The sequence below is a fragment of the Glaciihabitans sp. dw_435 genome, from assembly GCF_018449675.1.
Classification (GTDB): Bacteria; Actinomycetota; Actinomycetes; order Actinomycetales; family Microbacteriaceae; genus Glaciihabitans.
The window spans coordinates 14005-37076 of sequence record NZ_JAAVUZ010000011.1; the positions used below are offsets into that span (position 1 = coordinate 14005).

At 66.4% G+C, this 23072-nt stretch carries 18 protein-coding genes; 15 read left to right on the forward strand and 3 right to left on the reverse strand.

Going from position 1 to position 23072, the window contains the following annotated elements; all coding sequences use genetic code 11:
• Positions 1-50: 50 nt before the first annotated feature.
• Positions 51-1835 carry a DEAD/DEAH box helicase gene (locus tag HB677_RS13775; protein WP_213816304.1) on the reverse strand — a complete coding sequence of 595 codons (1785 nt, stop codon included), beginning with the start codon at positions 1833-1835 and terminating at the stop codon, positions 51-53.
• 340 nt (positions 1836-2175) lie between these two features.
• Between HB677_RS13775 and HB677_RS13780 the strand changes: the two genes are divergently transcribed.
• From HB677_RS13780 to ligD, 3 genes are all read left to right on the forward strand, one after another.
• A complete protein-coding gene (locus HB677_RS13780) occupies positions 2176-3957 on the forward strand; it encodes an ABC-F family ATP-binding cassette domain-containing protein (RefSeq protein WP_213816305.1) in 1782 nt (593 codons plus the stop codon).
• A gap of 107 nt (positions 3958-4064) precedes the next feature.
• Complete coding sequence (locus HB677_RS13785; RefSeq protein WP_213816306.1) at positions 4065-4484, forward strand: pyridoxamine 5'-phosphate oxidase family protein; 420 nt, start codon at positions 4065-4067, stop codon at positions 4482-4484.
• 84 nt (positions 4485-4568) lie between these two features.
• Positions 4569-5588 carry a non-homologous end-joining DNA ligase gene (gene ligD / locus HB677_RS13790; protein WP_213816307.1) on the forward strand — a complete coding sequence of 340 codons (1020 nt, stop codon included), beginning with the start codon at positions 4569-4571 and terminating at the stop codon, positions 5586-5588.
• A 21-nt stretch (positions 5589-5609) separates the two neighbouring features.
• Here ligD and HB677_RS13795 read toward each other — a convergent pair whose 3' ends face one another.
• Positions 5610-6662, reverse strand: coding sequence for an ATP-dependent DNA ligase (locus HB677_RS13795; protein ID WP_213816308.1), 1053 nt, complete (start codon positions 6660-6662; stop codon positions 5610-5612).
• A gap of 133 nt (positions 6663-6795) precedes the next feature.
• On the opposite strand from HB677_RS13795, the gene HB677_RS13800 reads away from it, so the two are divergent.
• The 10 genes from HB677_RS13800 (at position 6796) to HB677_RS13845 (ending at position 19962) form a co-directional block, all read left to right on the forward strand.
• Entirely contained in the window at positions 6796-8208 is a 1413-nt protein-coding gene (locus HB677_RS13800; RefSeq protein WP_307852601.1) for an APC family permease, read from the forward strand.
• Between the two features lie 79 nt (positions 8209-8287).
• Positions 8288-9025, forward strand: a complete 738-nt coding sequence (locus tag HB677_RS13805) for a glutamine amidotransferase (protein WP_213816309.1) — start codon at positions 8288-8290, stop codon at positions 9023-9025.
• A gap of 127 nt (positions 9026-9152) precedes the next feature.
• Positions 9153-10868 (forward strand): AMP-binding protein, encoded by a 1716-nt coding sequence (locus HB677_RS13810; protein ID WP_213816310.1) that lies wholly within the window; start codon positions 9153-9155, stop codon positions 10866-10868.
• 269 nt (positions 10869-11137) lie between these two features.
• Entirely contained in the window at positions 11138-13735 is a 2598-nt protein-coding gene (locus HB677_RS13815; protein WP_213816311.1) for a DUF4062 domain-containing protein, read from the forward strand.
• Positions 13732-14583, forward strand: a complete 852-nt coding sequence (locus HB677_RS13820) for a hypothetical protein (protein WP_213816312.1) — start codon at positions 13732-13734, stop codon at positions 14581-14583. The genes HB677_RS13815 and HB677_RS13820 overlap by 4 nt, the downstream gene beginning before the upstream one ends.
• 76 nt (positions 14584-14659) lie before the next feature.
• Complete coding sequence (locus tag HB677_RS13825) at positions 14660-15349, forward strand: M50 family metallopeptidase (protein ID WP_213816313.1); 690 nt, start codon at positions 14660-14662, stop codon at positions 15347-15349.
• A 36-nt stretch (positions 15350-15385) separates the two neighbouring features.
• Positions 15386-16798 carry a glucose-6-phosphate dehydrogenase (NADP(+)) gene (locus tag HB677_RS13830; RefSeq protein ID WP_213816314.1) on the forward strand — a complete coding sequence of 471 codons (1413 nt, stop codon included), beginning with the start codon at positions 15386-15388 and terminating at the stop codon, positions 16796-16798.
• 18 nt (positions 16799-16816) lie between these two features.
• Positions 16817-17314 (forward strand): nitroreductase family deazaflavin-dependent oxidoreductase, encoded by a 498-nt coding sequence (locus HB677_RS13835; RefSeq protein WP_213816315.1) that lies wholly within the window; start codon positions 16817-16819, stop codon positions 17312-17314.
• A 46-nt stretch (positions 17315-17360) separates the two neighbouring features.
• Entirely contained in the window at positions 17361-18023 is a 663-nt protein-coding gene (locus HB677_RS13840) for an HAD-IA family hydrolase (protein WP_213816316.1), read from the forward strand.
• Positions 18024-18141: 118 nt separating this feature from the next.
• Entirely contained in the window at positions 18142-19962 is a 1821-nt protein-coding gene (locus tag HB677_RS13845; protein ID WP_213816317.1) for a CHAP domain-containing protein, read from the forward strand.
• A gap of 55 nt (positions 19963-20017) precedes the next feature.
• Here the strand turns inward: HB677_RS13845 and HB677_RS13850 are convergent, their stop codons facing one another.
• Positions 20018-20584 carry an NAD(P)H-dependent oxidoreductase gene (locus HB677_RS13850; RefSeq protein ID WP_213816318.1) on the reverse strand — a complete coding sequence of 189 codons (567 nt, stop codon included), beginning with the start codon at positions 20582-20584 and terminating at the stop codon, positions 20018-20020.
• Positions 20585-20685: 101 nt separating this feature from the next.
• On the opposite strand from HB677_RS13850, the gene HB677_RS13855 reads away from it, so the two are divergent.
• Together HB677_RS13855 and HB677_RS13860 are read left to right on the forward strand one after the other, a co-directional pair.
• The gene (locus tag HB677_RS13855) at positions 20686-21201 is read left to right on the forward strand and encodes a MarR family winged helix-turn-helix transcriptional regulator (RefSeq protein ID WP_213816319.1); all 516 of its coding nucleotides are present in this window, start codon (positions 20686-20688) and stop codon (positions 21199-21201) included.
• A 139-nt stretch (positions 21202-21340) separates the two neighbouring features.
• Positions 21341-22942 (forward strand): cellulase family glycosylhydrolase, encoded by a 1602-nt coding sequence (locus HB677_RS13860; RefSeq protein WP_213816320.1) that lies wholly within the window; start codon positions 21341-21343, stop codon positions 22940-22942.
• Positions 22943-23072 lie beyond the last annotated feature (130 nt).

Sequence of the window (23072 nt, forward strand, 5' to 3'; positions counted from 1 at the left end):
AGCACGCGGCGGGAGCCATATGGCTCCCGCCGCGTGCGTGCGTCTGGCGACTAGTAACGCGCGGGGCGCTCCCGGTCATCGCGACGGGCAGGCGCACCCTTGTCGAGACGAATCTCGATCAGCTTGCCGCTGATGCGGGTGTTCTCGAGCTTGGCGATGACATCGCCGGGAAGATCGGCCGGAAGCTCCACGACGGAGAAGTCCGGGAGGATCTTGATGTGACCGAAGTCGTCACGGCTCAGTCCACCCTCGTTGGCGATGGCGCCGACGATCTGGCGCGGCTCCACCTTGTGACGCTTGCCGACCTCGATGCGGTACGAGGCCATGGGCTTGTCGCTGCGGGGACGACGCTCGACGCGTTCCGGGCGGTCGTTGCGGTCCCACTTGTCGTCTCCGCCGCGGGCGGGGCGGTCGGTGCGGGGAGGACGCTCGGCCCGCTCACGCTCTTCGCGCTGGCGCTGCACGCGGGCATCTTCCGGCGAGAGCAGAAGCGGAGTGTCACCCTGGGCGACGATGGCGAGCGCAGCCGCGACATCTCCCTCGGGCACGTCGTGGTGGGAGACGTAGTGACCGATAATGTCGCGGAACGTCGCGAGACGCTCGGACTGGCTCAGCGCCTCGGTGATGGCGTCGTCGAAACGGGCAAGGCGCGTCACGTTGACGTCCTCGACGCTCGGGAGCTGCATCTGGGTCAGCGGCTGACGGGTGGCCTTCTCGATCGCGACGAGCAGGCGACGCTCACGCGGCGTGACGAAGCTGATGGCGGCACCGCTGCGTCCGGCACGGCCCGTGCGGCCGATGCGGTGCACATAGGACTCGGTGTCGATCGGGATGTCGTAGTTGATCACGTGGCTGATGCGGTCGACGTCGAGACCTCGCGCCGCGACATCCGTTGCAACCAAAATGTCCAACTTGCCGGACTTGAGCTGATCGACGGTGCGCTCACGCTGGGCCTGCGCGACGTCGCCGCTGATCGCCATGGCCGAGTATCCGCGGGCACGCAGCTTCTCGGCGAGGGTCTCCGTCTCGTTCTTGGTGCGAACGAAGACGATCATGCCCTCGAAGTTCTCGACCTCGAGGATGCGGGTGAGAGCGTCGACCTTCTGGGGGTACGACACCATCAGGTAGCGCTGCGTGGTGTTGGCCGACGTCGTGGTCTTGTTCTTGACCGTGATTTCTTCGGGGTCGTGCAGGTACTTCTTGGAGATGCGGCGGATCTGCGCGGGCATCGTCGCGGAGAACAGCGCGACCTGCTTGTCGTCAGGGGTATCGGCGAGGATCGTCTCGACGTCCTCGGCGAAGCCCATCTTGAGCATCTCGTCAGCCTCGTCAAGAACGAGGTACTTGAGCTCGGAGAGATCAAGGGTGCCCTTTTCGAGGTGGTCCATGATGCGGCCGGGAGTACCGACAACAACGTGGACGCCGCGGCGCAGGGCCGACAGCTGTACGCCGTAGGCCTGTCCGCCGTAGATGGGCAGAACGTGCACGCCCTTGACGTGGGCTGCGTACTTCTCGAACGCCTCACACACCTGGAGGGCGAGTTCACGGGTGGGGGCAAGAACAAGCGCCTGCGGCTTCTTCTGTGAAACGTCGATGCGCGAGAGGATGGGCAGCGCGAACGCTGCGGTCTTTCCTGTACCGGTCTGGGCGAGTCCTACGACATCGCGGCCATCCAGCAGTGGGGGAATCGTGGCAGCCTGAATGGCTGAGGGAGTCTCGTACCCGACGTCCTTGAGCGCCTTCAGTACCGCGTCGCTAAGTCCGAGCTCGGAGAAGGTGATCGCCACCGGGGCAGTTGCTGCCTCGGTTGGCTCGGTCGTATCAGGGGTCGTCATAGTACTACGGTACTCGGTAAGTGTGCACGCCCCGGTTGGGGGGCACGAACGGCACAGTATTGCCGCGCGATTTGGGCAGTTTCGGGATGCCCCGGGGCCGCGTCACCCCGTCCGTCTCCGCGCGGACCGCACCGGGGTCGGGACCGTGACGTTGTGATCGCGCCGCAGACCGGATAACCTCGAAGCGCTATGAGGAGATAAGCGCTTTCTTCCCGCGCCTGAGGCGCAGCGTGACGAAGCCCATCTCTGAAATTCTCCAGTGCCGTGTGGCGTTGCGGGTTGGCGTTCGCTGCAGTGCCCGTGCAGGAACCAATTCGACCCTTCGGAAACGGTGGCCTCCATGCCTGCAACACCCAGTTCGACCCCGTCAGACCCCACCGCACAGGCAAAGCCCGTGCGGGCCCGTCTGGTGAACGCCGAGGACATCTCGCGCCGCCCGTCTCCCACGCACATCCGCGTCGACGGTGTCTCGCACTCCTACGGCGAGCACCCGGTGCTCACCGACCTCACCCTGATCGTCGACAAGAAGGACCGCCTCGGCCTCATCGGGGAAAACGGGGTCGGCAAGTCGACGCTGCTGCGCCTGATGGGTGGGGCGGAAGCTCCCAACGTCGGCCGCATCACCCGTCCCACGCGCACCGGCCTGCTCTGGCAGGAGGTGCAGTTTCTGCCCAGCGACACCGTCAATGACCTCATCGAGAGCGGACTGGCCGGGCTTCGCGGCCTTGAGCGGGAACTGGATGCCTCGGGGCTCGCGCTCAGTGCGCCCGGGACATCCGCTGATCCGCTCCTTACCAAACGGGCCAACGACCGATACTCGCGTGCCCTCGCGGCGGCGGAGGCTGCGGATGTCTGGAACGTCGAAACCCGTCGCGACGAACTGATCGCCGGACTCGGGGTCAGCGGCATCCCGCTCGACCGCCGGCTGGACGAGGTCAGTGGTGGGCAGCGCTCGCGGTTCGCGCTCGCCGCGTTGCTGCTTGGGCGCCCCGTCGCGCTGCTGCTGGACGAGCCGACGAACCACCTCGACGACAACGCGACCGACTTCCTGCGTAAGCAGCTCATTAACTGGCAGGGTCCGGTGGTCTTCGCGAGCCACGACCGTGCATTCCTCGACGAAGTCGCGACGGTGCTCATCGACATCGATCCCGCGCGCGACGGCCTCACCCGTTTCAGCGGCACTTACACCGCGTACCTTGCCGAGAAGGCCGCAGAACGCGTGCGCTGGGAGCACCAGTTCCGCTCCGAGCAGGCCGAACTGCAGCGCCTCGAGTACACGCTGAACGTGACAGCGCGCGAGGTTGCCAACGACTACGGCCGCAAGGACCACGACAAGGTCGGCTTCGATTTCAAAGCGGGCAACGTCGAGCGGGCCGTGGCCCGTCGCGTGCGTAACGCCGAGCAGCACTACCTCGAGCTCGAAGAGAACCAGGTGTGGCAGCCGCCGTCGGTCCTGAGCTTCGGCGGAATTCCGAAGGGCGCGCAGCCGCTGGAAGACGACGGAAAGCCGCTGCTCGAGCTAACCGATGCCCGCGTCGCGGGACGACTGCACCTCGACAGTTTCACCGTCGAGCCCGACGCGCGCCTGCTGGTGACGGGTCCGAACGGTGCCGGCAAGTCCACCCTCCTGAGCGTGCTTGCTGGCGCCATCAAGCTCGACAAGCAGGCCGGCGGCACCTTCTACAAGCGCAAGGGACTGCGCGTCGCGATGCTCGAGCAGGACGTGCACTTCCCGGATCCCGAGCTCACGCCGCGCAGCATCTACGAAATCACCGTGGGGGAGAAGCGGGCGGAAGCGCTCACGCTGTTCAGCTTCGGCCTGCTCACCGAGCGCGACATCGACCGCTCCGTCGGCGAGCTCTCCGTCGGGCAGCAGCGCCGCCTCGCGCTCGCGCTGATCCTCGCGAAGCCGCCGCACGTGTTTCTGCTCGACGAGCCGAGCAACCACCTTTCACTGACGCTCGCCTCCGAGCTCGAGGACGCCCTCGGTACCTACCCCGGCGCTGTCGTCGTCGCGAGCCACGACCGGTGGTTGCGCCAGCGCTGGGGTGGCACCCGGCTGGAGCTCACGCACGGCCGCATCGCCGAGCGACCGCTTGCCGACCCCGAGTCCGCCGCATAGCCCACACCACCGGCGGGACCTTCGGCCCTACTGGCGAAAAACCGATGCGCCTAGCGTGAGGGATACCGGGTGCGAACGCACCTCGAATAGATCTCACGGAGCGTCTTATGACCAACGGACACCTGCCAGCCATCGAACAGCTCACCCCCGAGCAGAGCTGGGATCTGCTGGCCGAGACCACCGTCGGGCGCCTGGCCATCCGCCAGGGCAGCGGCGTCGACCTGTTCCCGATCAACTACCTCACTCACGAGCACAAGATCTACTTCCGCAGCGGACCCGGCACGAAGCTCATCGAGCTGACCGACGAGCCCGACGTGGCATTCGAGGCGGACGGGCGCGACGGTCACCACCAGTGGAGCGTCGTCATCCGCGGCATCGCCACGCGTTTGGACACCGACACCGAGATCATCGATTCGGGCGTCAAGACGCTGAAGTCCTGGTACCCCGACGGCAAGTTCAACTACGTGCGCATCGACGCGGCGACCATTGTCGGCCGCCGCTTCCTCCCTCACTTCCTCGGCGACTAGGCACCCGGCCCTGGGTCCTACCACGGTCGGTTGCGTGGGAACGGGTGGATGACTCGGGCGAGGTTCCTCGTTAGGTTGAGGGTTATGGCCACTGAAGCTGTTGTCCTCACCGTTGACGGACCCCACGGAGAGCGCGAGGTGAGAATCTCGAGTCCCAGCCGCGTCCTGTGGCCCGACTCGGGAATCACCAAGCTCGACCTGGCGAACTACATCATCGCCGTGGGGACGCCGTTCGTCGCCGCCAACGGGGACCGACCGGTGTCGCTGCAGCGGTTCCCCGACGGGATCGACGGCGAACAGTTCTTCTCCAAGAACCCGCCGAAGGGTGCGCCGGAGTACGTACGCTCCGAGATGGTGGTCTACCCCAGCGCCCGCACCCACCCCCAGCTCGTCATCGACGAACCGGCCGCCGCGGTCTGGGCGGTGCAGATGAACACGGTGGTGTTTCACCCGTGGGCGTCGCGCGCCGAGGCATCCGACAATCCCGACCAGCTGCGGATCGACCTCGACCCGCAACCGGGAACTGACTTTCAGGACGCGATCCCCGCGGCGATCGCGCTGAAGGCGGTGCTCGAGGAGGCAGGGCTCACGGCATTCGTGAAGACCTCCGGCAACCGGGGCCTGCACGTGTTTGCGCCCATCGAACCCACCCACGAGTTCCTCGAGGTGCGGCACGCGGTCATCGCCGCGGCCCGTGAGCTCGAGCGGCGGATGCCCGACAAGGTGACGACCGCGTGGTGGAAGGAGGAGCGCGGCGAGCGGATGTTCGTCGACTTCAACCAGGCGAACCGCGACCGCACGATGGCAGGCGCCTACAGCCCCCGCGCCATCGCCCACGCTCCCGTATCGTGCCCGCTGGAGTGGGACGAGTTGGACGGCGCCGATCCGACCACGTTCACCATTCTCACCATGCCCGAACGCCTCGCCACCGTGGGTGACCCCTGGGCACACATGCACGACGCTCCCGGCACCATCGACACCTTGCTCGGCTGGTGGGAACGCGATGTCAGCGACGGACTCGGCGAACTGCCATTCCCTCCCGACTATCCGAAGATGCCGGGGGAGCCGCCCCGCGTGCAGCCGAGTCGCGCGCGCAAGCAGTAGCCCCGCGCAGCCGGACTCCCGTCAGAGGATGACGCGGCTGAGATCGTAGGCGATCGGTCGTTCCAGCTGGTCGAACGTGCAGGAGCGCGCGTCCCTGTCGTCCCGCCAGCGATAGAACTGCGCCGTGTGACGAAAACGCATCCCCTCCATCTGGTCGTACTTGACCTCGATGACCCGCGTCGGGTTCAGCCGCACGTAGGAGACGTCCTTGCCCGACGAGAACCGGCTGCGCTCCGTCTCGCCCGCAACGACCTCGCCCGAGTCGTCCCGCATGACGAGGGGAGCGAGCTCATCGATGAGCTCCAGGCGACGGACATTGCTGAAAGCGGATGCCCCGCCGACGTTGCGCAGCGTGCCGTCGCTGTCATACAGCCCGAGCAACAGCGACCCCACCCCGCTGCCGCTGGTGTGGATGCGGTACCCGAGCAGCACGACGTCCGCCGTGCGGTGGTGCTTGATCTTGAGCATGAGCCGCTTGCCCGGGGAGTAGGGGGATGCGAGCGGCTTGGCGACAACGCCGTCCAGCCCCGCGCCCTCGAACTCCGTCAGCCAGGTGCGGGCGAGCTCGACGTCGGTGGTGGTCTGCGACAGGTGGATGGGGTCGCCGATGCCGTCGAGGAGTGCTTCGAGGGCGGCGCGGCGCTCGCCGAAGGGCCGGTCGAGGTAGGACTCGTCGCCCGAGGCGAGCAGGTCAAACGCCACGAACATGGCGGGGGTCTCGACGGACAGCTTCTCGATGCGACTGGCCGCCGGGTGGATCCGCTGCGACAGCGCCTCCCAGTCGAGCCGTTCACCACCGGTGACGCCGGAGCGCACAACGATCTCCCCGTCGAGCACGCACGGGCCGGGAAGCAGGCGGGCGAATGCCTCGGTGAGTTCCGGAAAGTACCGGGTCAGCATCTTGGAGCCGCGGCTGCCGATCTCCACCGTCTCGCCGTCGTAGTAGACGATCGCGCGGAAGCCGTCCCACTTCGGCTCGTAGCTCAGCCCGCCCTCGAGACTGTCGGGTTCCGGCACGGCGTCGATGGCCTTGGCGAGCATGGGGGTGACGGGGGAGGAGGCGGACGGTTCCATGCCTCGATCTTGGTCGATGCGCACGGTCGGCGGCGAGGGTTGAGTCGACCCCGAAATCGGAGCAGGATGAACAGGGAACGTTCCACATTTGCTTCGCCTTGGTTGTTTTTCTACAGCTCGGTAAGGAGAAATCGTGACTTCCACCCTGGAAACCAAAGAAGCCCAGCCCGAGTTGAAACGGGCCATCGGGCCCAGGCTCCTGCTGCTGTTCATCATCGGTGACATCCTCGGCACCGGAATCTATGCGCTCACCGGCCAGGTCGCCGCCGAGGTCGGAGGCGCGGCATGGTTGCCGTTCCTGCTGGCCTTCGGGGTGGCGACCGTCACCGCGTTCTCGTATCTCGAGCTGGTGACAAAGTATCCCCAGGCCGCCGGAGCCGCGCTGTACGTGCACAAGGCCTTCGGCATCCACTTCGTGACGTTCCTCGTCTGTTTCATCGTGATGTGTTCCGGAATCACCTCGGCGTCCGCGGCATCCCGTGCCTTCGCATCCAACCTCGTGGTCGGATTCGGCCTGGACCTCGGAAACGTCGGCATCATGCTGATCGCACTGGCCTTCATCGTGATCGTGATGGCCGTCAACTTCCGGGGTGTCACCGAGGGAGTCATCCTCAATGTGATCCTCACGCTCATCGAGCTGTCCGGTCTTCTGCTGGTGATCTTCATCAGCCTGTGGGCGATCGGTGGGGGTCAGGCGGACTTCTCCCGCGTCGTGGCGTTCGACACCCCGGATGACAAGGCGGTGTGGGTCGCCCTCAGCACCGCGACATCCCTCGCCTTTTTCGCCATGGTGGGATTCGAGGACTCGGTCAACATGGCCGAGGAGACCAAGGACCCGAGCCGCATCTTCCCGCGGATCATGCTCACCGGGCTGGGCATCACCGCGGTCGTCTACGTTCTGGTGTCCATCTGCGCGGTTGCGCTGGTGCCCGTGGGTGAACTCGCGGGCAACGACACCCCGCTGGTGACGGTGGTGCAGACGGCGGCGCCGGGCTTCCCGATCGGTGAGTTGCTGCCGTTCATCTCGATGTTTGCGGTGGCAAACACCGCCCTGATCAACATGATGATGGCGAGCCGTCTGCTCTACGGCATGAGCCGGCAGGGTGTGCTGCCACCGTTCCTCGCGCGGGTACACGCCGCACGGCGTACTCCGTGGGCCGCGATTCTCTTCACCACCGGCATCGCGCTGCTGCTGATCACCTACGTGTCTCTCGACCCGGAGGGCTCCGTTGTCGCGGTGCTGGGAGGCACCACCTCCCTGCTGCTGCTCTCGGTATTCGCGGTCGTGAACGCGACGGTCCTCGTGCTCCGCCGCGAGAAGGTAGACCACCATCACTTCAACGCCGGGCGGGTCTTGCCGGTGATCGGCGTCATCTCGTGTGTGTACCTCGTGTTGCCGTGGTCGTCGGGTCGTCCCGCCATCCAGTACCAGATCGCCGGGATCCTGCTGGCGATCGGCATCGTGCTGTGGGCAGTCACCTGGTTCGTCAATCGCACCATCCGCAACCGCAAGTCCGAGCTGAGCGACGTCAGCGAACTCACCTGATGTGACGCGCAATGAACACCTGTCGTCATGGGGCGTCACATCGGCGGGGCCGCGCCGGGCGCGCGCATACGATTGGCCCATGAAACCGTTCCTGCTGCTGGCCACCCGCGCAGAGGACGAAGCCGCCGACGATGAGTACTTCAGCTTTCTCGAGGCGGGCGGCCTGAACCCCGACGAGCTGCACCGCATCCGGCTGGAAGCGGAAGCCCTTCCGCCGATCAACCTCGACGACTACTCGGGCGTCATCGTGGGCGGCAGCCCCTTCAACACCAGCGACCCGGACGAGACGAAGTCCGACGTGCAGCGGCGCGTGGAAAGCGACTTCGGCCGCCTGCTCGATGAGGTGCTGGCGCGCGACTTCCCCCTGTTCGGCGCCTGCTACGGCATCGGGCTCCTCACCTCGCACCTGCACGGTGTGGTCGACGGCACCTGGTCGGAGGTCGCCGGTCCGATCCCCATCACCCTCACGCCGGAGGGCGCGGAGGACCCCATCTTCGGGCTCGTCCCCGCCGCCTTCGACGGGTTCGTCGGTCACAAGGAAGCGTGCACCGAGCTGCCGGCGGGTGCCGTGCTCCTCGCGTCGGGGGCGAGCTGCCCCGTGCAGGCCTTCCGGGTCGGCAGCAACGTCTACGCCACACAATTTCATCCCGAGCTGAACCAGGACAGCATCCTCGCCCGCCTTCGCATCTACAGCGATAACGGCTACGTCAGCGCGGAGACGTGGGACGACGTGGTCGCCTCGATCGGGTCATCCACCGTCACCGAACCTGCGAAGCTCGTGCGCGGATTCGTCGACAGGTTCGCCACCCGCGACTGACCGGTGCCGCGTCGGTCGTGGCGTCGCCCGGTGCCATCCTGAGTGCGTCTCACGGCTGCGGCTGGCATGATTGTCGCGTCAGCGCCGCCTTACTCGGGTGTCCGCGCCCGAGGAGATGCTTAGGTTTATGAACGATTCACCCCACACCGCCACCGCGACGAGCAACTTCCGGGCGGCGCGCGACCAGCTGATGGAGCTGCGACTGGACCAGCCGCGAGCCTCCTCCGAGTTCCGCTGGCCCGACGTCGGTGACGGCTTCAACTGGGCGTTGGACTGGTTCGACGCGCTTGCGCAGGATAACCCCCGCATCGCGCTCTGGATCGTCGAGGAAGACGGCCGCGAGAAGAAGGTGACCTACGCCGAGATGGCGCGGCGCTCCGACCAGGTGGCCGTGTGGCTGCGGTCGGTGGGCGTGGAGCGCGGCGATCACGTGATGCTCATGCTGGGCAACCAGGTCGAACTGTGGGAGCTGATGCTCGCCATTCTCAAGCTCGGCGCCGTGATCCTGCCCACGTCGGAGATGCTGGGCACCGCTGACCTTGCCGACCGCGTGCTGCGGGGCGGCGTGAAGCACGTCATTCTCAATTCCCACGACGCGGGCAAGTTCGACGGGGTCGAGGGAGACTTCGGCCGCATCACCGTGGGCGCTCCGGTCGACGGCTGGACCTCCTACGACGGATCCACGTCGGCGGAGGCCCAGACGATTGCCAACGATGGACGGTCGGATGACCCGTCGATCATCTACTTCACCTCGGGAACAACCTCGAAGCCGAAGATGGTGCTGCACTCGCAGATGTCATACCCGGTCGGGCACCTCACGACCATGTACTGGATCGGCCTGATCCCGGGCGATGTGCACCTGGCCATCAGCTCACCCGGGTGGGGCAAGCACGCGTGGAGCCTGTTCTTCGCGCCGTGGATCGCCGAGGCGACGATCTTCGTCTACAACTACGGCAAGTTCGATCCGAAGGCCCTCGTTGCGCAGCTGCATCGCGCCGAAGTGACCACGTTCTGCGCGCCACCGACGGTGTGGCGCATGCTCATCCAGGCCGACATCGGGCCGAAGCCCGAACACATGCGCGAGCTGCTGTCGGCGGGCGAGCCGTTGAATCCCGAGGTGATCACGCAGATCCAGCGCGCCTGGGGCCTGACGATCCGCGACGGGTATGGCCAGACCGAGACGACAGCCATCGTCGGCAACGGCCCCGGCACGGAGCTGAAGGCTGGCTCGATGGGACCGCCCCTCCCGGGTGTCGCCGCGGTGCTGGTCGACCCGATCACGGGCGAGCTCAGCGACGAGGGCGAGGTCTGCCTCGACCTCGGGATCCGCCCGGTCAACCTCATGACCGGCTACCACGGCGATGTGAACAAGACCGATGACGCGATGCGCGACGGATACTTCCACACCGGAGATGTTGCCAGCCGCGACGCCAACGGGTACCTCACGTTCATCGGTCGCACCGACGATATTTTCAAGTCCTCCGACTACAAGGTCTCCCCGTTCGAGGTCGAGAGCGCGCTGCTCGAACACCCCGCCGTTGCCGAGGCAGCCGTCGTGCCCGCACCGGATGCCACGCGCCTCAACATCACGAAGGCGTACGTGTCCCTGGCGCCCGGCTGGGAGCCGACGGCGGAGACCGCCGCCGCGGTACTGAGGCACGCCCGGATCACCCTGCCCCCGTATGAGCGGGTCCGTCGGGTGGAATTCTTCGAACTGCCGAAGACCAGCTCGGGCAAGATTCGCCGGGTCGAGTTGCGTGAACGGGAGACCGAGGCCGCGGCCAGTGGCATCCCGATTCCCACCGAGTGGCGGGACGACCAGTTCCCGGAGATTCGCAACTAGGCACGCGCGGGAGCCGTCGGGTCATCGCGCGCTGGCCGTCCGGTGAATCGGCGTAAACGACCGACACCGTCTGCCCGTTCCGCGCGAGCAGCCGGGCGAGGTCGTGCGCGCGACTGTACTCCGCACCGAAATTGCCGGATCGGGGGCGGCACACGGGGCTGGACACGGCCTCGCACCGTGACGACAATGGTTGTGAACCGTGCCCGTTCCACTGAGTAAAGTTCGCGTACTTCTAGACTCTCAACCCGAACCCACCCAGACTCAACGTTATGGATAGCCCGCCCAGCAGTATCCGTACTCCCGACCAAAGACTGCGCGTCTTTGTCAGCTCGACTTTGCGCGAGCTCGCCGACGAGCGGAAGGCGGCGCGGGTCGCGATTGAGAAACTGCATCTGGCACCGGTGATGTTCGAGCTCGGTGCCCGACCGCATCCGCCCCGGGACCTGTACCGCGCCTACCTGGATCAGAGCGACGTTTTCATCGGCCTGTACTGGGACCGCTACGGCTGGGTCGCTCCGGGGGAGGCCGTCTCCGGGCTGGAAGACGAATACAACCTCGCTCCCGAGCTGCCCAAGCTCATCTACATCAAGGAGCCAAGTCAGGCGCGGGAGCCCCGTCTCACCGAGCTGCTTAACCGAATCCGCGCCGACGACACCGCGTCGTTCAAGTACTTTTCGACGGCCGACGAGCTCGCCCAGCTGATGGAGGCCGACCTGGCGACGCTGCTGGCGGAGCGATTCGACCAGAGCCGGAGATCACCGACTCCGGTACCGGCAGATCGCCCCCGTGCGTCTGCGCCGCAACGGGTGCCGGCGCCGCTGACGGAACTTGTGGGGCGAGAACACGAGAGCCTCGCCGTGCAGGAACTGCTGCGCCGCGACGCCGTGCGACTGTTGACCCTGACGGGCCCCGGTGGCATCGGGAAGAGCCGGCTGGCCATCGACGTGGCAACCCGGATGACTGCGGACTTTCCCGACGGCATCTTTTTCATCGATCTGTCCTCCCTCCACGACGCCGCGCTGGTGCCGGTGACGATCGCGACCGCGCTCGGGGTACAGGACACCGGCAGTCAGGACCTGCCCGAAAAAATCGCGTTGGCGTTGCGGGGGTGCCGGTCGCTTCTGGTCATCGATAACTTCGAGCAGGTTCTGGATGCCACGCCCACCCTGATCGGGCTGCTGCAGTCGAGCCCGGGGGTGAAGCTTCTGGTCACCAGCCGCTCGATTCTCCGGGTCTCTGCCGAGCGCAACTTTGAGGTGGGACCGCTCGCACTCCCCGCCGCGGAAGCGTCGATCACCGTGGAGGAAGCGGCCCGCATCCCGTGCATCGAGCTCTTCGTGCAGCGGGCTCACGCGGTCAAGCCCGATTTCGAGCTGACAGCGGACAACGCGGCGGCCGTCGCCCGCATTTGCATTGGTCTCGACGGAGTTCCGCTTGCCCTGGAGCTCGCGGCCGCCCGCACCCGTGTGCTCACTCCGCAGGCGATGCTCGCCCGCCTCGACCGACGTCTCCCGTTGCTTGCCGGCGGCGGCCGTGACCTTCCCGAACGCCAGCAGACTCTCCGTGGCACCATCCAGTGGAGCACCGACCTGCTCACCGAGCAGGAACGGTCACTCCTGGCGACCCTCGGGGTGTTCGAGGGCGGTTTCACCCTCGAGGCAGCCGAGCAGGTGTCGGGTGACTCCGACGACACAATCACGCTGCTCGGGGCGCTCGTCGACAGCAGCCTCGTGCGCGAGCAGGACAGGTCGGGCACGTCGTGGTTCACGATGCTGTCGACGGTGGCGGAGCACGCGCGGGAACAGTTGGACGCGTCCGGACGGGGTGACAAGGTGCGGGCCCGGCATTGCCGCTACTTCGTGACGCTGGGAGCGCACGTCGAGTTCGCCCTCGAGGGCGCGGAGCAGCGCGCCTGGCTGGCCCAGCTTTCCCTCGACCACGACAACATCCGGGCTGGGATGCGGTACCTTCTCGACCGCCGGGACTGGGACACGGCCGCCGATTTCGCCTGGACGCTGTACCTGTTCTGGTGGGTAGGGGGACACCTCGGGGAGGTCCGTTCCCTGATGGAGGAGCTCCTGACCGCCGGTGGAGAGGCGCTGTCCGGCAGGGCGCGGGCGATTGCGCTGTACTTCACGTGCGCGATCGGTTTCTGGCAGGACCCGGACGGTCGAATTCTGCCCGGGCTCACCGAGAGCGCCGCGCTGTTCCATGCCGACGAGGACGCTCCCGGTGAGGCGCTCGCGCTCGTGTCCGTCGCGCTTGCCCTGCTGACCGAGCGCCCTCCCCGGCCGGGTGAGGCCGACGATGCCCTCGAATCCGCGCTCGGGCTGTTCCGTTCCGCACGGGACCGGTGGGGAGAAGCCCTCGCCCTCATCACCCTCGGACGCGTCGCGCTCCTGCAGCAAAAGGCTCATGCCGCCCTCAACAGGTTCGAAGAAAGCCTCGAGCTCACCCTTGCCCAGGGTGACCAGCTCGGCGAGGAGATCGCCTACCACCACCTGGGCTGGACACAGCTCGTGTTGGGGGAGACCGTGAAGGCCGCGGCGGACTTCGACGCGTGTCTGCGGCTTGCCCTGCGCCTGGGGCACGCGGAGGGCGTCGCGTACGGGCTTGAGGGATTTGTGGGTCTCGCCGCCGCCGCGGGCGACATCCACCGGACAGGTGTGCTGTTTGGTGCCACCCAGCGGCTCCGCGAGCGCGGTGGCCTGTTCAACGCCCCGGCATTCTCGTTCCACGAGCAGTACATCGACGCTCTGCCGGGAGGAGCGGCATCCCCGGAGTTCGTCGAAGCCCGCGCGGAGGGACACACAATGGACGCGGATGACGCGGTGTCGCTCGCCCTCTCTGTGGGGGTGACACCGTGACCGGGTCATCCACCGTCCGCACCGTCGGCGACGATCGGGTGACCGCGTACACCTGGTGGCTGTCGCTGGTCATCGTGCCGTTTCTCGTCGCCGCGGTGTTCCTGCTGTACGTTCTGCCGACACGGACGGATGACCTCTTCGCCTGGACGATCGCGCCTACCCTGACCGCGATGTTCCTGGGTTCCGCCTACGCGGGCGGCATATGGTTCTTCGTCCGCGTGCTGAGGGACCGGCTGTGGCACAGGGTGGCGCACGGCTTTCCCGCCGTCGTGGTGTTCGCGACGCTCATGGGAGTCGCGACATTTCTGCACTGGGACCGTTTCCATTTCGGGCACATCTCGTTTGTGACCTGGGTGGTGCTGTACGTGACAACGCCGTTCGCGGTGGCCGCGGTGCTCGTGATGGCACGGCACAAGGACCCGCGCACCGCGGAGGCGCGCGACTTCGTCATTCCCCTCGCGCCCCGCGTGGTCATCGCGGTGATCGGAATCATCGCGATGGTGTGCGGGGTGGTGCTGTTCGTGGTTCCCGGCATCGCTGTCGACGTATGGGCGTGGCCCCTCACCCCGCTGACCGCACGGGTGGTCGGGGCGATCCTCACGCTGCCGGGAATGGTGAACGTCTGGCTGCTGACCGACGCGCGTTGGAGCGCGTTCCGGTCGATCTTCCAGGCGCAGATCGTCAGTCTCGTGTTCATCGCCGGGGCGCTGCTCATCGCCCGGGGCGACCTCGACTGGACCCGCCCTGCCGCGGGTGGGTTTGTCGTGGGGATACTGGTGTCGTTGCTCGCGTTCGTCGGCTTCTACGTCTACTGCGAGTCCCGGCTGGGTTCGCCGGCTCCCCGCTGACCGGGCTCCCGGGGGCATACCCGACAATGGACGTATCGATACTTCACTGAGCGCTCCCGAATTCTCCCTTCCCACCGTGTTCCAGCAGACCGCTCCTCTCGATGTGTCCGTCACCGCCGTGCTGCTGATCGTGGCGGCGGCCGTGGTGCTGTGCATTCCGCGGGTGATCTGGAGCTATTTCGGGGTCTACATCACCCTCGTTCACGAACTTGGTCACGCCTTCGCCGCGCTGCTCACCGGTCGCGTTCTCGCCGGGATCCGGGTGCACCGCAATCAGTCGGGCACGACCCACAGCTCGGGCAGGGGCGGCTTCAGCGGCGTGTTCTCGGGGTTCTTCGGATACCCCGCCCCGGCGATGGTGGGAGCGGCTCTCGTGTGGAGCGTCTTTCAGGGGTACACCGCCGCGGCGCTCGCCGTGGGTGGGGTCATCCTCGTCCTCACCCTGGTCTTCATTCGCAACCTCTTCGGCGTCCTGGTTGTGCTCGTCTCGGCCGCGGTCAGCGTTCTGCTCTGGGTATACGCGCCGCCGGAGGTGCAGGGCTATGCGCTTCTCGTGCTCGGGACAGCGTTGATCGTGGGAGCGGTTCGCGCCTACCTCAACGTGGTGTCGGTGCACGTGTCGCGGCGGGGCGAGTTGCGGTCGTCCGACGCGTACCTGCTCTACCAGCGCAGCCATATTCCGTCGCCGATCTGGCTGTTGCTGTTCGCGGCTGTGATCGCGCTGAGTATCTTCGTGGCATTCAGCGCATACGTCTCCACGCTGTAGGAGGATGAAAAGACCGCCAACGAGGAGCACACTCTCATGACACAGGCATCCGACGCCGGAGCTACCGTATTTGTCTTGTTCGGAGCGACGGGGGATCTTGCCAAGCGCATGGTGCTACCGGCATTTTTCCAGCTTGCCCAGCACGATCTGCTGCCCAAGAAGTGGCTGTTGGTGGGTAACGGCCGCGGTGATGTCTCGCACGATGACTTCCGCCAGCACGTCAGTGAGGTGCTCACCGAGTTCGGCCCGGCGCCGGAGGGCGATGTCTGGGACGCCTTCAGCAAGAACCTGCGGTTTGCCGGCGGCGGCTTCGACAAGTCGACGCCCGGATCGCTGCTCGACGTTCTCGCGGATGCGAAAGACGACATCGGCGATGACGCCCAGTACATCCACTACCTCGCGGTGCCTCCGTCGGCCTTCATCCCGATTACCGAGGGGCTTGGCGAGCACAAGCTGGCCGAAGGCTCGCGGGTCGTTTACGAGAAGCCGTTCGGCACGTCCCCCGACAACTTCACGGAGCTGGATGACGCGGTGCACGCGGTTCTCGACGAATCCCAGGTGTTCCGCATCGACCACTTCCTCGGCAAAGAGGGCTCGCAAAACCTGCATGCCCTCCGTTTCGGTAACGGTCTCTTCGACGGCGTGTGGAACCGGGAGCACATCCGCGCGATGCAGATCGACGTGCCCGAGACCCTCGACATCGACGACCGCGCGGAGTTCTATGACGCGACCGGCGCCTTCCTCGACATGATCGTGACGCACCTGTTCCAGCTCGCGGCAGAGATCGCGATGGAGCCGCCCGTGTCGATGAAGCCCGACGATGTGCAGGCCGCACGCGAGTCGGTTATTTCCGCGTTCCGCCCTCTGGCCAAGGACGACGTGGTGTTCGGCCAGTTCGACGGGTACACCGAGACGGAGGGGGTGGCCAGCGACTCAACGATGGACACCTTCGTTGCCGCCCGCCTGTGGATCGACACCGACCGCTGGCGGGATGTCCCGTTCCTCCTGCGCACCGGAAAGCAACTGGCCGCGAGCGAGCAGCGGGTCAACATCATCTTCCGCAAGCCGGCCTCGGGGCCCCTCAGCCACGATGCTCCGGTGGCGGGCAACGTGCTCTCCATCGATCTGACCGGGGGCGGGGCAATCGATCTCAAGCTCGTGGTCAAGCAACCGGGCGCCGAGTTCGAACTCGCCACTGCTGTCGCGTCCCTCCCGCTCGCCCATGTGGAGGACGCCGACCCGCTGCCGCCGTACGTCAAGCTCATCAACGACGTCATTCTCGGTGACCGGTCGCTCTTCACCCGTCCAGATGGCCTCGCGTCGGCCTGGGCCGCCATCGCGCCGATTCTCGACGACCGTCCGGACGTGGAGAAGTACGCGCGCGGGTCGTGGGGGCCGGCATCGGCCACGGAACTCGCCGCGCCGGATGGATGGCTCCTCGGCCAGTAATTGGGGAAGACTCGACCCATGTCGTCCGTTGTCCGCGGTGTCCGGTCGCTCGTCGCCCGCTTCTCGCGGTCGCGATTCTTTCGTCGGGTCGGACCGACGGTGATGCCGCCCCTCGAACGTGGCATCGCCCGCATCACCGGCGGACGCGTACAGATGAGCGGCCTGCTCGTGCCGTCGCTGGTGCTGCACACCGTGGGGGCGAAGTCCGGTCTCGAGCGGGAGACGCCCCTCATGTACTGCCCCGAACCGAACGGGCGGATGCTCGTGACCGGCAGCAACTTCGCCCGCGACACCCATCCGGCGTGGACCGCCAACCTGCTGGCGCACCGGACGGCCTCGGTGACCGTGCACGGTCGCACCATTCCCGTGACGGCGACTCTCATCGGTGACGACGAGCGCGAGGCGGTGTGGCGCTATATCGAACGCCAGTGGCCCGGCTACCGCGGCTACGAGCGTGCGGCCGGCCGCGTGCTGCGCATCTTCCGGCTCATCCCGCTGGCCGACTCCACCCGCTAGAGCCTCGCCACGCCAGGGTGTTCCGCTCGTGCGGGACAATGGGGTCATGACAGACAGCACCATCGACGTGGCCGCAATCCTCTTCGACATGGACGGCACGCTCGTCGACTCCACCCCCGTGGTCGAGAGCGTCTGGGCCAGATTCGCCGACAGGTTTGGCCTCGATCTGGCCGAGATTCTCAGTGTCTCGCACGGCCGGCAGATGGAAGACACGGTTCTCCGCTTCGGGCCACGGGGTGTCGACGTGGCGGAAGTCTCCCGCGACCTGTCCGAGTTCGAATTCGCCAGCAAGGCCGAGGTGCTCGAAATCGCCGGTGCCGCCGCCTTCATCGCGACCCTGCCGGCCGCATCGATTGCCCTGGTCACCTCGGCGCCCCGTCGTCTCGCCGGGCTGCGTATGAACGCCATCGGAGTTCCGATGCCCGCGGTGCTCGTCGCCGCCGAAGATGCCGACAACGGCAAACCGCACCCGGAGCCCTACGTGAAGGCGGCGACGGCGCTGGGCGTGGACCCGGGCGACATCGTCGTGTTTGAAGACGCGGAAGCCGGCATCGCCTCGGCGCTTGCCGCCGGCACCCGGGTCGTGGTGGTGGGCGACGTAGCCAGCCCCAATACGGTCGGGCTCCCGCGCATTCCCAATTACACGGCGGTGCGGACGGAGCTTCGGGATGTCCCGGGGCAGCGGCCCCGGATCATCCTGACTCTCTGACACCCACCGCACCCAGGAAGCCCGGTCTGGACCTGCCCGCGGCTAGCTGTTACGGTTCGAGAACGTCTCGCTGTGGGGTTCTCCCTGTCGAGCGCAATCACCGGGGGACCACCAGCGCATGACCGCGACAACACTATGGGCACGCCGCTTTGGCGCCGTGCTGGCGGCCACGGCCCTGTTCGCCGGACTCGCGTTCGTCAACGCGCCCGCCGCACTGGCCGGCACCGATGACTACCCGACCGCCTGGCGCTCGATGCCCGCGGACACCAAGAAGTTCGACACCTGGGGCATGACGATCCGCCAGTGCACGTCGTTCGCCGCCTTCCGCCTCTCGTCACGTAACGAATTCACCATTCCGTTCCACGCCAACGCGGAGGACTGGGGACCGAAGGCCGCGGCCCTCGGGTACAAGGTCGATACGACGCCGCAGGTCGGCTCCATCGCCTGGTGGGCGAGCAACCACGTCGCGTGGGTGGAGTCGGTCAACGCCGACGGAACCATCACCATCGAGGAATACAACTACCAGGGCTCGGCGAGCTATCACACCCGCGTGATCTCTGCCTCGGGTCCGACCGGCTTTATTCACTTCCACGACATGGCCACGAGTACGGACGACGGCACCTTCGTCACCTACAAGGGCAAGGCGTACCGGATCGTCGGGGGAGCCGCCATCTACGTCGCGACCTGGGACGCCTACTACGGACAGCAGCCGACCGGGGTGCTCTCCGCCGCGCAGTGGGCTGGCCTCAACAAATACCCGTCCGACGGTACCTTCCTCCTCGGTAAGCCGAGCAACCTCGTCTACACGATCGTGGGCGGCGCACCCGTCGCCGTCGGCTCCTGGGCCGCCTACGGCGGAAAACAGCCGACCATTTCGGTATCCGACAAGAGCATTGCGAACGCGGGCACGGCGAGTCCCGCCGATAACTGGAACCACCTGCGCTTCTACCCCGCCGACGGCACGCGAGTCACGGCGCAACCCAGCGGCACGACCTACCAGATCACCGGGGGAGCCGCTCTCCCCGTCGCCGCCCAGCCCGCCTCGGGCGCTGCCGCGGTCGTCATCAGCGACACGACGATGCAGAAGGCGGGAGCGACGGATGCCTCGAGCCCGTGGAGTCACCTGCGTGGCACCATCACGGCACCGAAGCCGACCATCGCCGGCAGCCGTGTCGTCGGGCAGAAGCTGACAGCCCACACCGCGGCGTGGAAGCCGTCGGCCGTCTCCCTCACCTACCAGTGGCGCCGGGACGGCGTCGCCATCTCGAAGGCGACGAAGTCGACGATGACCCTCGCACGCGCCGACATTGGCCACGTCATTTCGGTGACCGTCGCCGGCAGCAAGACCGGCTTCCGGTCTGCCGGAGCGACGAGCACCGCGACCGTTGCGATCCTCAATGTTCTCGGCGCGTCACCTGTTCCGACCGTTAAGGGCACTCCCCGGGTCGGCCAGAAGCTCACTGCCGTCACCGGGAAGTGGGCACCCGCGGGCGTCGCGTTCACCTACCAGTGGAAGCGATCGGGTAAGTCGATCCCCGGCGCCACCGCCGCGACCTATACCGTCTCCCAGGCCGACGCGGGCAACCGTCTCACCGTTGCTGTCACCGGCACCCGCACGGGCTACGTTGCGGTAGCCCGGGGGAGCAAACAGACCGCTGTGGTGACCGGAGGCAGGCTGACCGCCGCTGTCCCCACGGTCGCAGGGACGCCGGCCGTCGGCCAGAAGCTCACCGCGGTTGCGGGTGCGTGGACTCCGGCCAGGGTGACGCTGAGCTATCAGTGGAAGCGGGCGGGAGCGGTCATCCGCTCGGCAACGAAGTCCAGCTATGTGCTGGTCGCCGCCGACCGTGGGAAGCCGATCACCGTCACGATCACGGGTACGAAGAGCGGCTTCACGAAGCTCGCACAAACAAGTACGGCGACCGCCGCCGTCCGGTAGCCACTCGGTGGAGTGGCTACCGGGCGAGGCGATCGCCGTAGCTCACGCAGGCTGACTACGCCGCGGCAGGGGTCTCCAGCGCGCGGACGATGCCGTCGACGACGGCCGTCAGCTGTGCGACAACCTCCGCGTCGTCGCGCGGGTGCGTCTCGGCGAAACGGACAACGGATCCGGGTATCGACAGCGTGACGTCATCGAGGATGGTCGCGCCAGCGATGCCAAACGCCTTGCGGGTCTCGTCCTGGGCCCACACTCCACCGAACTGTCCGTAGGCGCTGCCGATGACGGCGAGCGGCTTGCCGGACACGCTGCTTGCACCGAACGGGCGTGATGACCAGTCGATCGCGTTCTTCAGAACGGCGGGGATGGTGCCGTTGTGCTCGGGGGTGAGTACGAGGAGGGCGTCTGCCGCGGACACGGCGGCGCGGAATGTCTCGGCGGCGGCGGGCACGGAGCCTTCGACATCGATGTCTTCGTTGTAGAAGGGGATGTCGGACAACCCATCGAAGATCGTCAGCGAGACGCCGTCCGCGGAGATCTCCGAGGCCGCGTGGGCGAGCTGGAGGTTGGTGGAGCCGGCGCGAAGGCTGCCCACGAGAACGAGAACGGAAACGTCTGACATGGAGGTTTTTCCTTTGAATCGAGATACATCTGTACCTACAGATGTTTGTACATACAAGTGCAACACATCGACGACCCAAAACATGCCGGTAGGGTTCGAGAATGGATCATGATTCGCCCGCGGAGCAGCCGCCCACCGCTCCCGACGCCGCGCACTTCGCCGTATGGGCCGATTTCGTGCTCGCGCACACCCGCATCATGCGGCTCATCGAACGAGCCCTGCGGGCCGATCCGGGAGTGACGTGGTCCCAGTACGACCTGCTCTACAACCTGATGTCGGCGCCGGAGCAGACGATGACGGTGGGTGAGATTTCTGCCTCGCTCCTCTATAGCAGCGGATCGACGAGCAATCTCATCACGTCGATGGGCAAACTGGGCCTCGTGGACAGGACCACGTCCCAGAGCGATCGCCGGGTCATCCAGACGAGCATCACCGACGCCGGACGGGAACTCTTCACGCGCGCGACATCCGTGGTCCTTCGTATTTCAAAGGACGAGTTCACCGACTTTCTCGGCGCCGACGAATTCGTACCGGTGGCCGCGTTTATGGCCAGGCTGCGGACGCGCGACAGCCATTTGCGTCATCCGCCCTACGATCTGCCCATCGACCTCGGCTGATTCCGTGAACCGGACGGGCCTAAGGTGAGCGGCGTGTCCCTCCCGCCGCGTGGCGCCGTGGGTGCGTAATGCATAGGATCACCAGTGTGGGCGATGAGTGCCGTCACATTGCAGCTTCAGACCCCGGGGGAAATGACGCATGAAGAGCGTTCGTATTGCACGCGTGATCGCCGCCGTCGCGGCATCCATTCTGGTGTGCGCGACGTTCACGGCCGTTGTTCCCGCGCCGTCCGCTTCTGCCGCCGCACCGGCGACGTCCGGATGGCTGCACACCGATGGTTCGGCCATTCGCACCTCCGCCGGCAAGACTTACATCATCAAGGCAGTCGCCTGGTTCGGGATGGAAACATCAAACTGTGCCCCGCACGGCCTGTGGCAGATCGGGCTCGACGCCGGCCTCACCACGATCAAGTCGATGGGCTTCAACACGATCAGGCTGCCGTTCTCGAATGAGTGTCTCGCCGCGACATCCACCAACTCCATCGATTTCTCCCTCAACCCGACGCTGAAGGGTAAGAAGCCGCTGCAGGTGATGGATATCTTCATCGCGAAGGCGAAGGCCAAGGGGCTCAACGTCATTCTCGACCGTCACCGCCCCGACTCCGGCGCGCAGTCTGCTCTCTGGTACACGGCGCAGTGGAGCGAAGCGCGATGGATCGGCGACTGGAAGTCGCTGGCCAAGCGGTACAAGTCGCAGTCCAACGTGATCGGATTCGATCTGCACAACGAGCCGCACGGCACCGCATGCTGGGGCTGCGGCAACGCAAAGACTGACTGGCGGGCGGCGGCGAACCGGGCGGGAAACGCCGTTCTCGCCGTGAACCCGAACGTGCTCATCATCATCGAGGGTGTCGAGAACCAGTCGACGGGCAGCACCTGGTGGGGTGGTGGCCTCGCCGATGTGCTGGCGAAGCCGGTGAAGCTCGCGGTATCCAAGCGGGTGGTCTACTCACCCCACGACTACCCCTCCTCGATCTACGCGCAGAAGTGGTTCAGCGCGGCGAACTACCCCAAGAACCTGCCCGGTGTGTGGGACAAGAACTGGGGCCTGATTGCCAAGAAGAAGGTCGCGCCGATCCTGCTCGGCGAGTTTGGCAGCAAGCTGGAGACAACCTCGGACAAGCAGTGGATGTCCACCCTTGTCACCTATCTGAAGACCACCGGCATGAGCTACGCCTACTGGTCCTTCAACCCGAACAGTGGTGACACGGGGGGACTGCTGAAGGACGACTGGACCTCGCTGCAGACAGCGAAGCTCGCCGCCCTCAAACCCCTCCTCGGCACGACGAAGCCTGTGCCGGTCGGTTCGACCAAACCCGTGGCGGTGCCTGCCACCCCCGCGCCCCCGAACACTCCGTCGACCACGGCTCCCGTAACGCCGGCACCATCGACGACCACCCAGCCCACTCCCGGCGCGTCCAGCGGGAAGTCGGCCGGAACGGTGGCGGTAGCGGTGACGTGGACTCCGCAAAGCTGGTGGAACGCGGGCTACGTCGTGGGGCTTCAGGTCAGCAGTTCGACCGGCGCGGCTGGGTGGAGCGTCACCTGGCCCGACCCCAACGTCACCAGCGTTGTCAACGCGTGGGGAATGAGGTGCAGTGTGAAGGTGCGAACCTCCATCACGTGTTCCGGAGACGGATGGGCGGCCGCGATGACCCCCGGTGCCAGCAACCAGGTGGGACTTCAGGTGGCATCGAGCCGGGCTCCGTCCGCTCCGAAGCTCACGGTGGCGGCCAGGTAGTTCCCCGTTTGGGGGTGAGCTGAAAAGTCCTCATCCTCTTCAGCGGTGCCGTCAGGGTGAACTGAGCGGAGACATATTTGCCTCCGACGAGTCGGGGCGGTCGGGCATACTGATTCCGAGTGCTTCTCGG

What these genes read in the sequence shown, in the direction of transcription:
- HB677_RS13805 (WP_213816309.1), top strand. Translation starts at nt 8,288, where the DNA reads ATGAAACCGTTCCTGCTGCTGGCCACCCGCGCAGAGGACGAAGCCGCC.
- HB677_RS13780 (WP_213816305.1), top strand. Translation starts at nt 2,176, where the DNA reads ATGCCTGCAACACCCAGTTCGACCCCGTCAGACCCCACCGCACAGGCA.
- HB677_RS13835 (WP_213816315.1), top strand. Translation starts at nt 16,817, where the DNA reads ATGTCGTCCGTTGTCCGCGGTGTCCGGTCGCTCGTCGCCCGCTTCTCG.
- HB677_RS13850 (WP_213816318.1), bottom strand. Translation starts at nt 20,584, where the DNA reads ATGTCAGACGTTTCCGTTCTCGTTCTCGTGGGCAGCCTTCGCGCCGGC.
- ligD (WP_213816307.1), top strand. Translation starts at nt 4,569, where the DNA reads ATGGCCACTGAAGCTGTTGTCCTCACCGTTGACGGACCCCACGGAGAG.
- HB677_RS13810 (WP_213816310.1), top strand. Translation starts at nt 9,153, where the DNA reads ATGAACGATTCACCCCACACCGCCACCGCGACGAGCAACTTCCGGGCG.
- HB677_RS13840 (WP_213816316.1), top strand. Translation starts at nt 17,361, where the DNA reads ATGACAGACAGCACCATCGACGTGGCCGCAATCCTCTTCGACATGGAC.
- HB677_RS13795 (WP_213816308.1), bottom strand. Translation starts at nt 6,662, where the DNA reads ATGGAACCGTCCGCCTCCTCCCCCGTCACCCCCATGCTCGCCAAGGCC.
- HB677_RS13775 (WP_213816304.1), bottom strand. Translation starts at nt 1,835, where the DNA reads ATGACGACCCCTGATACGACCGAGCCAACCGAGGCAGCAACTGCCCCG.
- HB677_RS13785 (WP_213816306.1), top strand. Translation starts at nt 4,065, where the DNA reads ATGACCAACGGACACCTGCCAGCCATCGAACAGCTCACCCCCGAGCAG.
- HB677_RS13855 (WP_213816319.1), top strand. Translation starts at nt 20,686, where the DNA reads ATGGATCATGATTCGCCCGCGGAGCAGCCGCCCACCGCTCCCGACGCC.
- HB677_RS13830 (WP_213816314.1), top strand. Translation starts at nt 15,386, where the DNA reads ATGACACAGGCATCCGACGCCGGAGCTACCGTATTTGTCTTGTTCGGA.
- HB677_RS13860 (WP_213816320.1), top strand. Translation starts at nt 21,341, where the DNA reads ATGAAGAGCGTTCGTATTGCACGCGTGATCGCCGCCGTCGCGGCATCC.
- HB677_RS13815 (WP_213816311.1), top strand. Translation starts at nt 11,138, where the DNA reads ATGGATAGCCCGCCCAGCAGTATCCGTACTCCCGACCAAAGACTGCGC.
- HB677_RS13845 (WP_213816317.1), top strand. Translation starts at nt 18,142, where the DNA reads ATGACCGCGACAACACTATGGGCACGCCGCTTTGGCGCCGTGCTGGCG.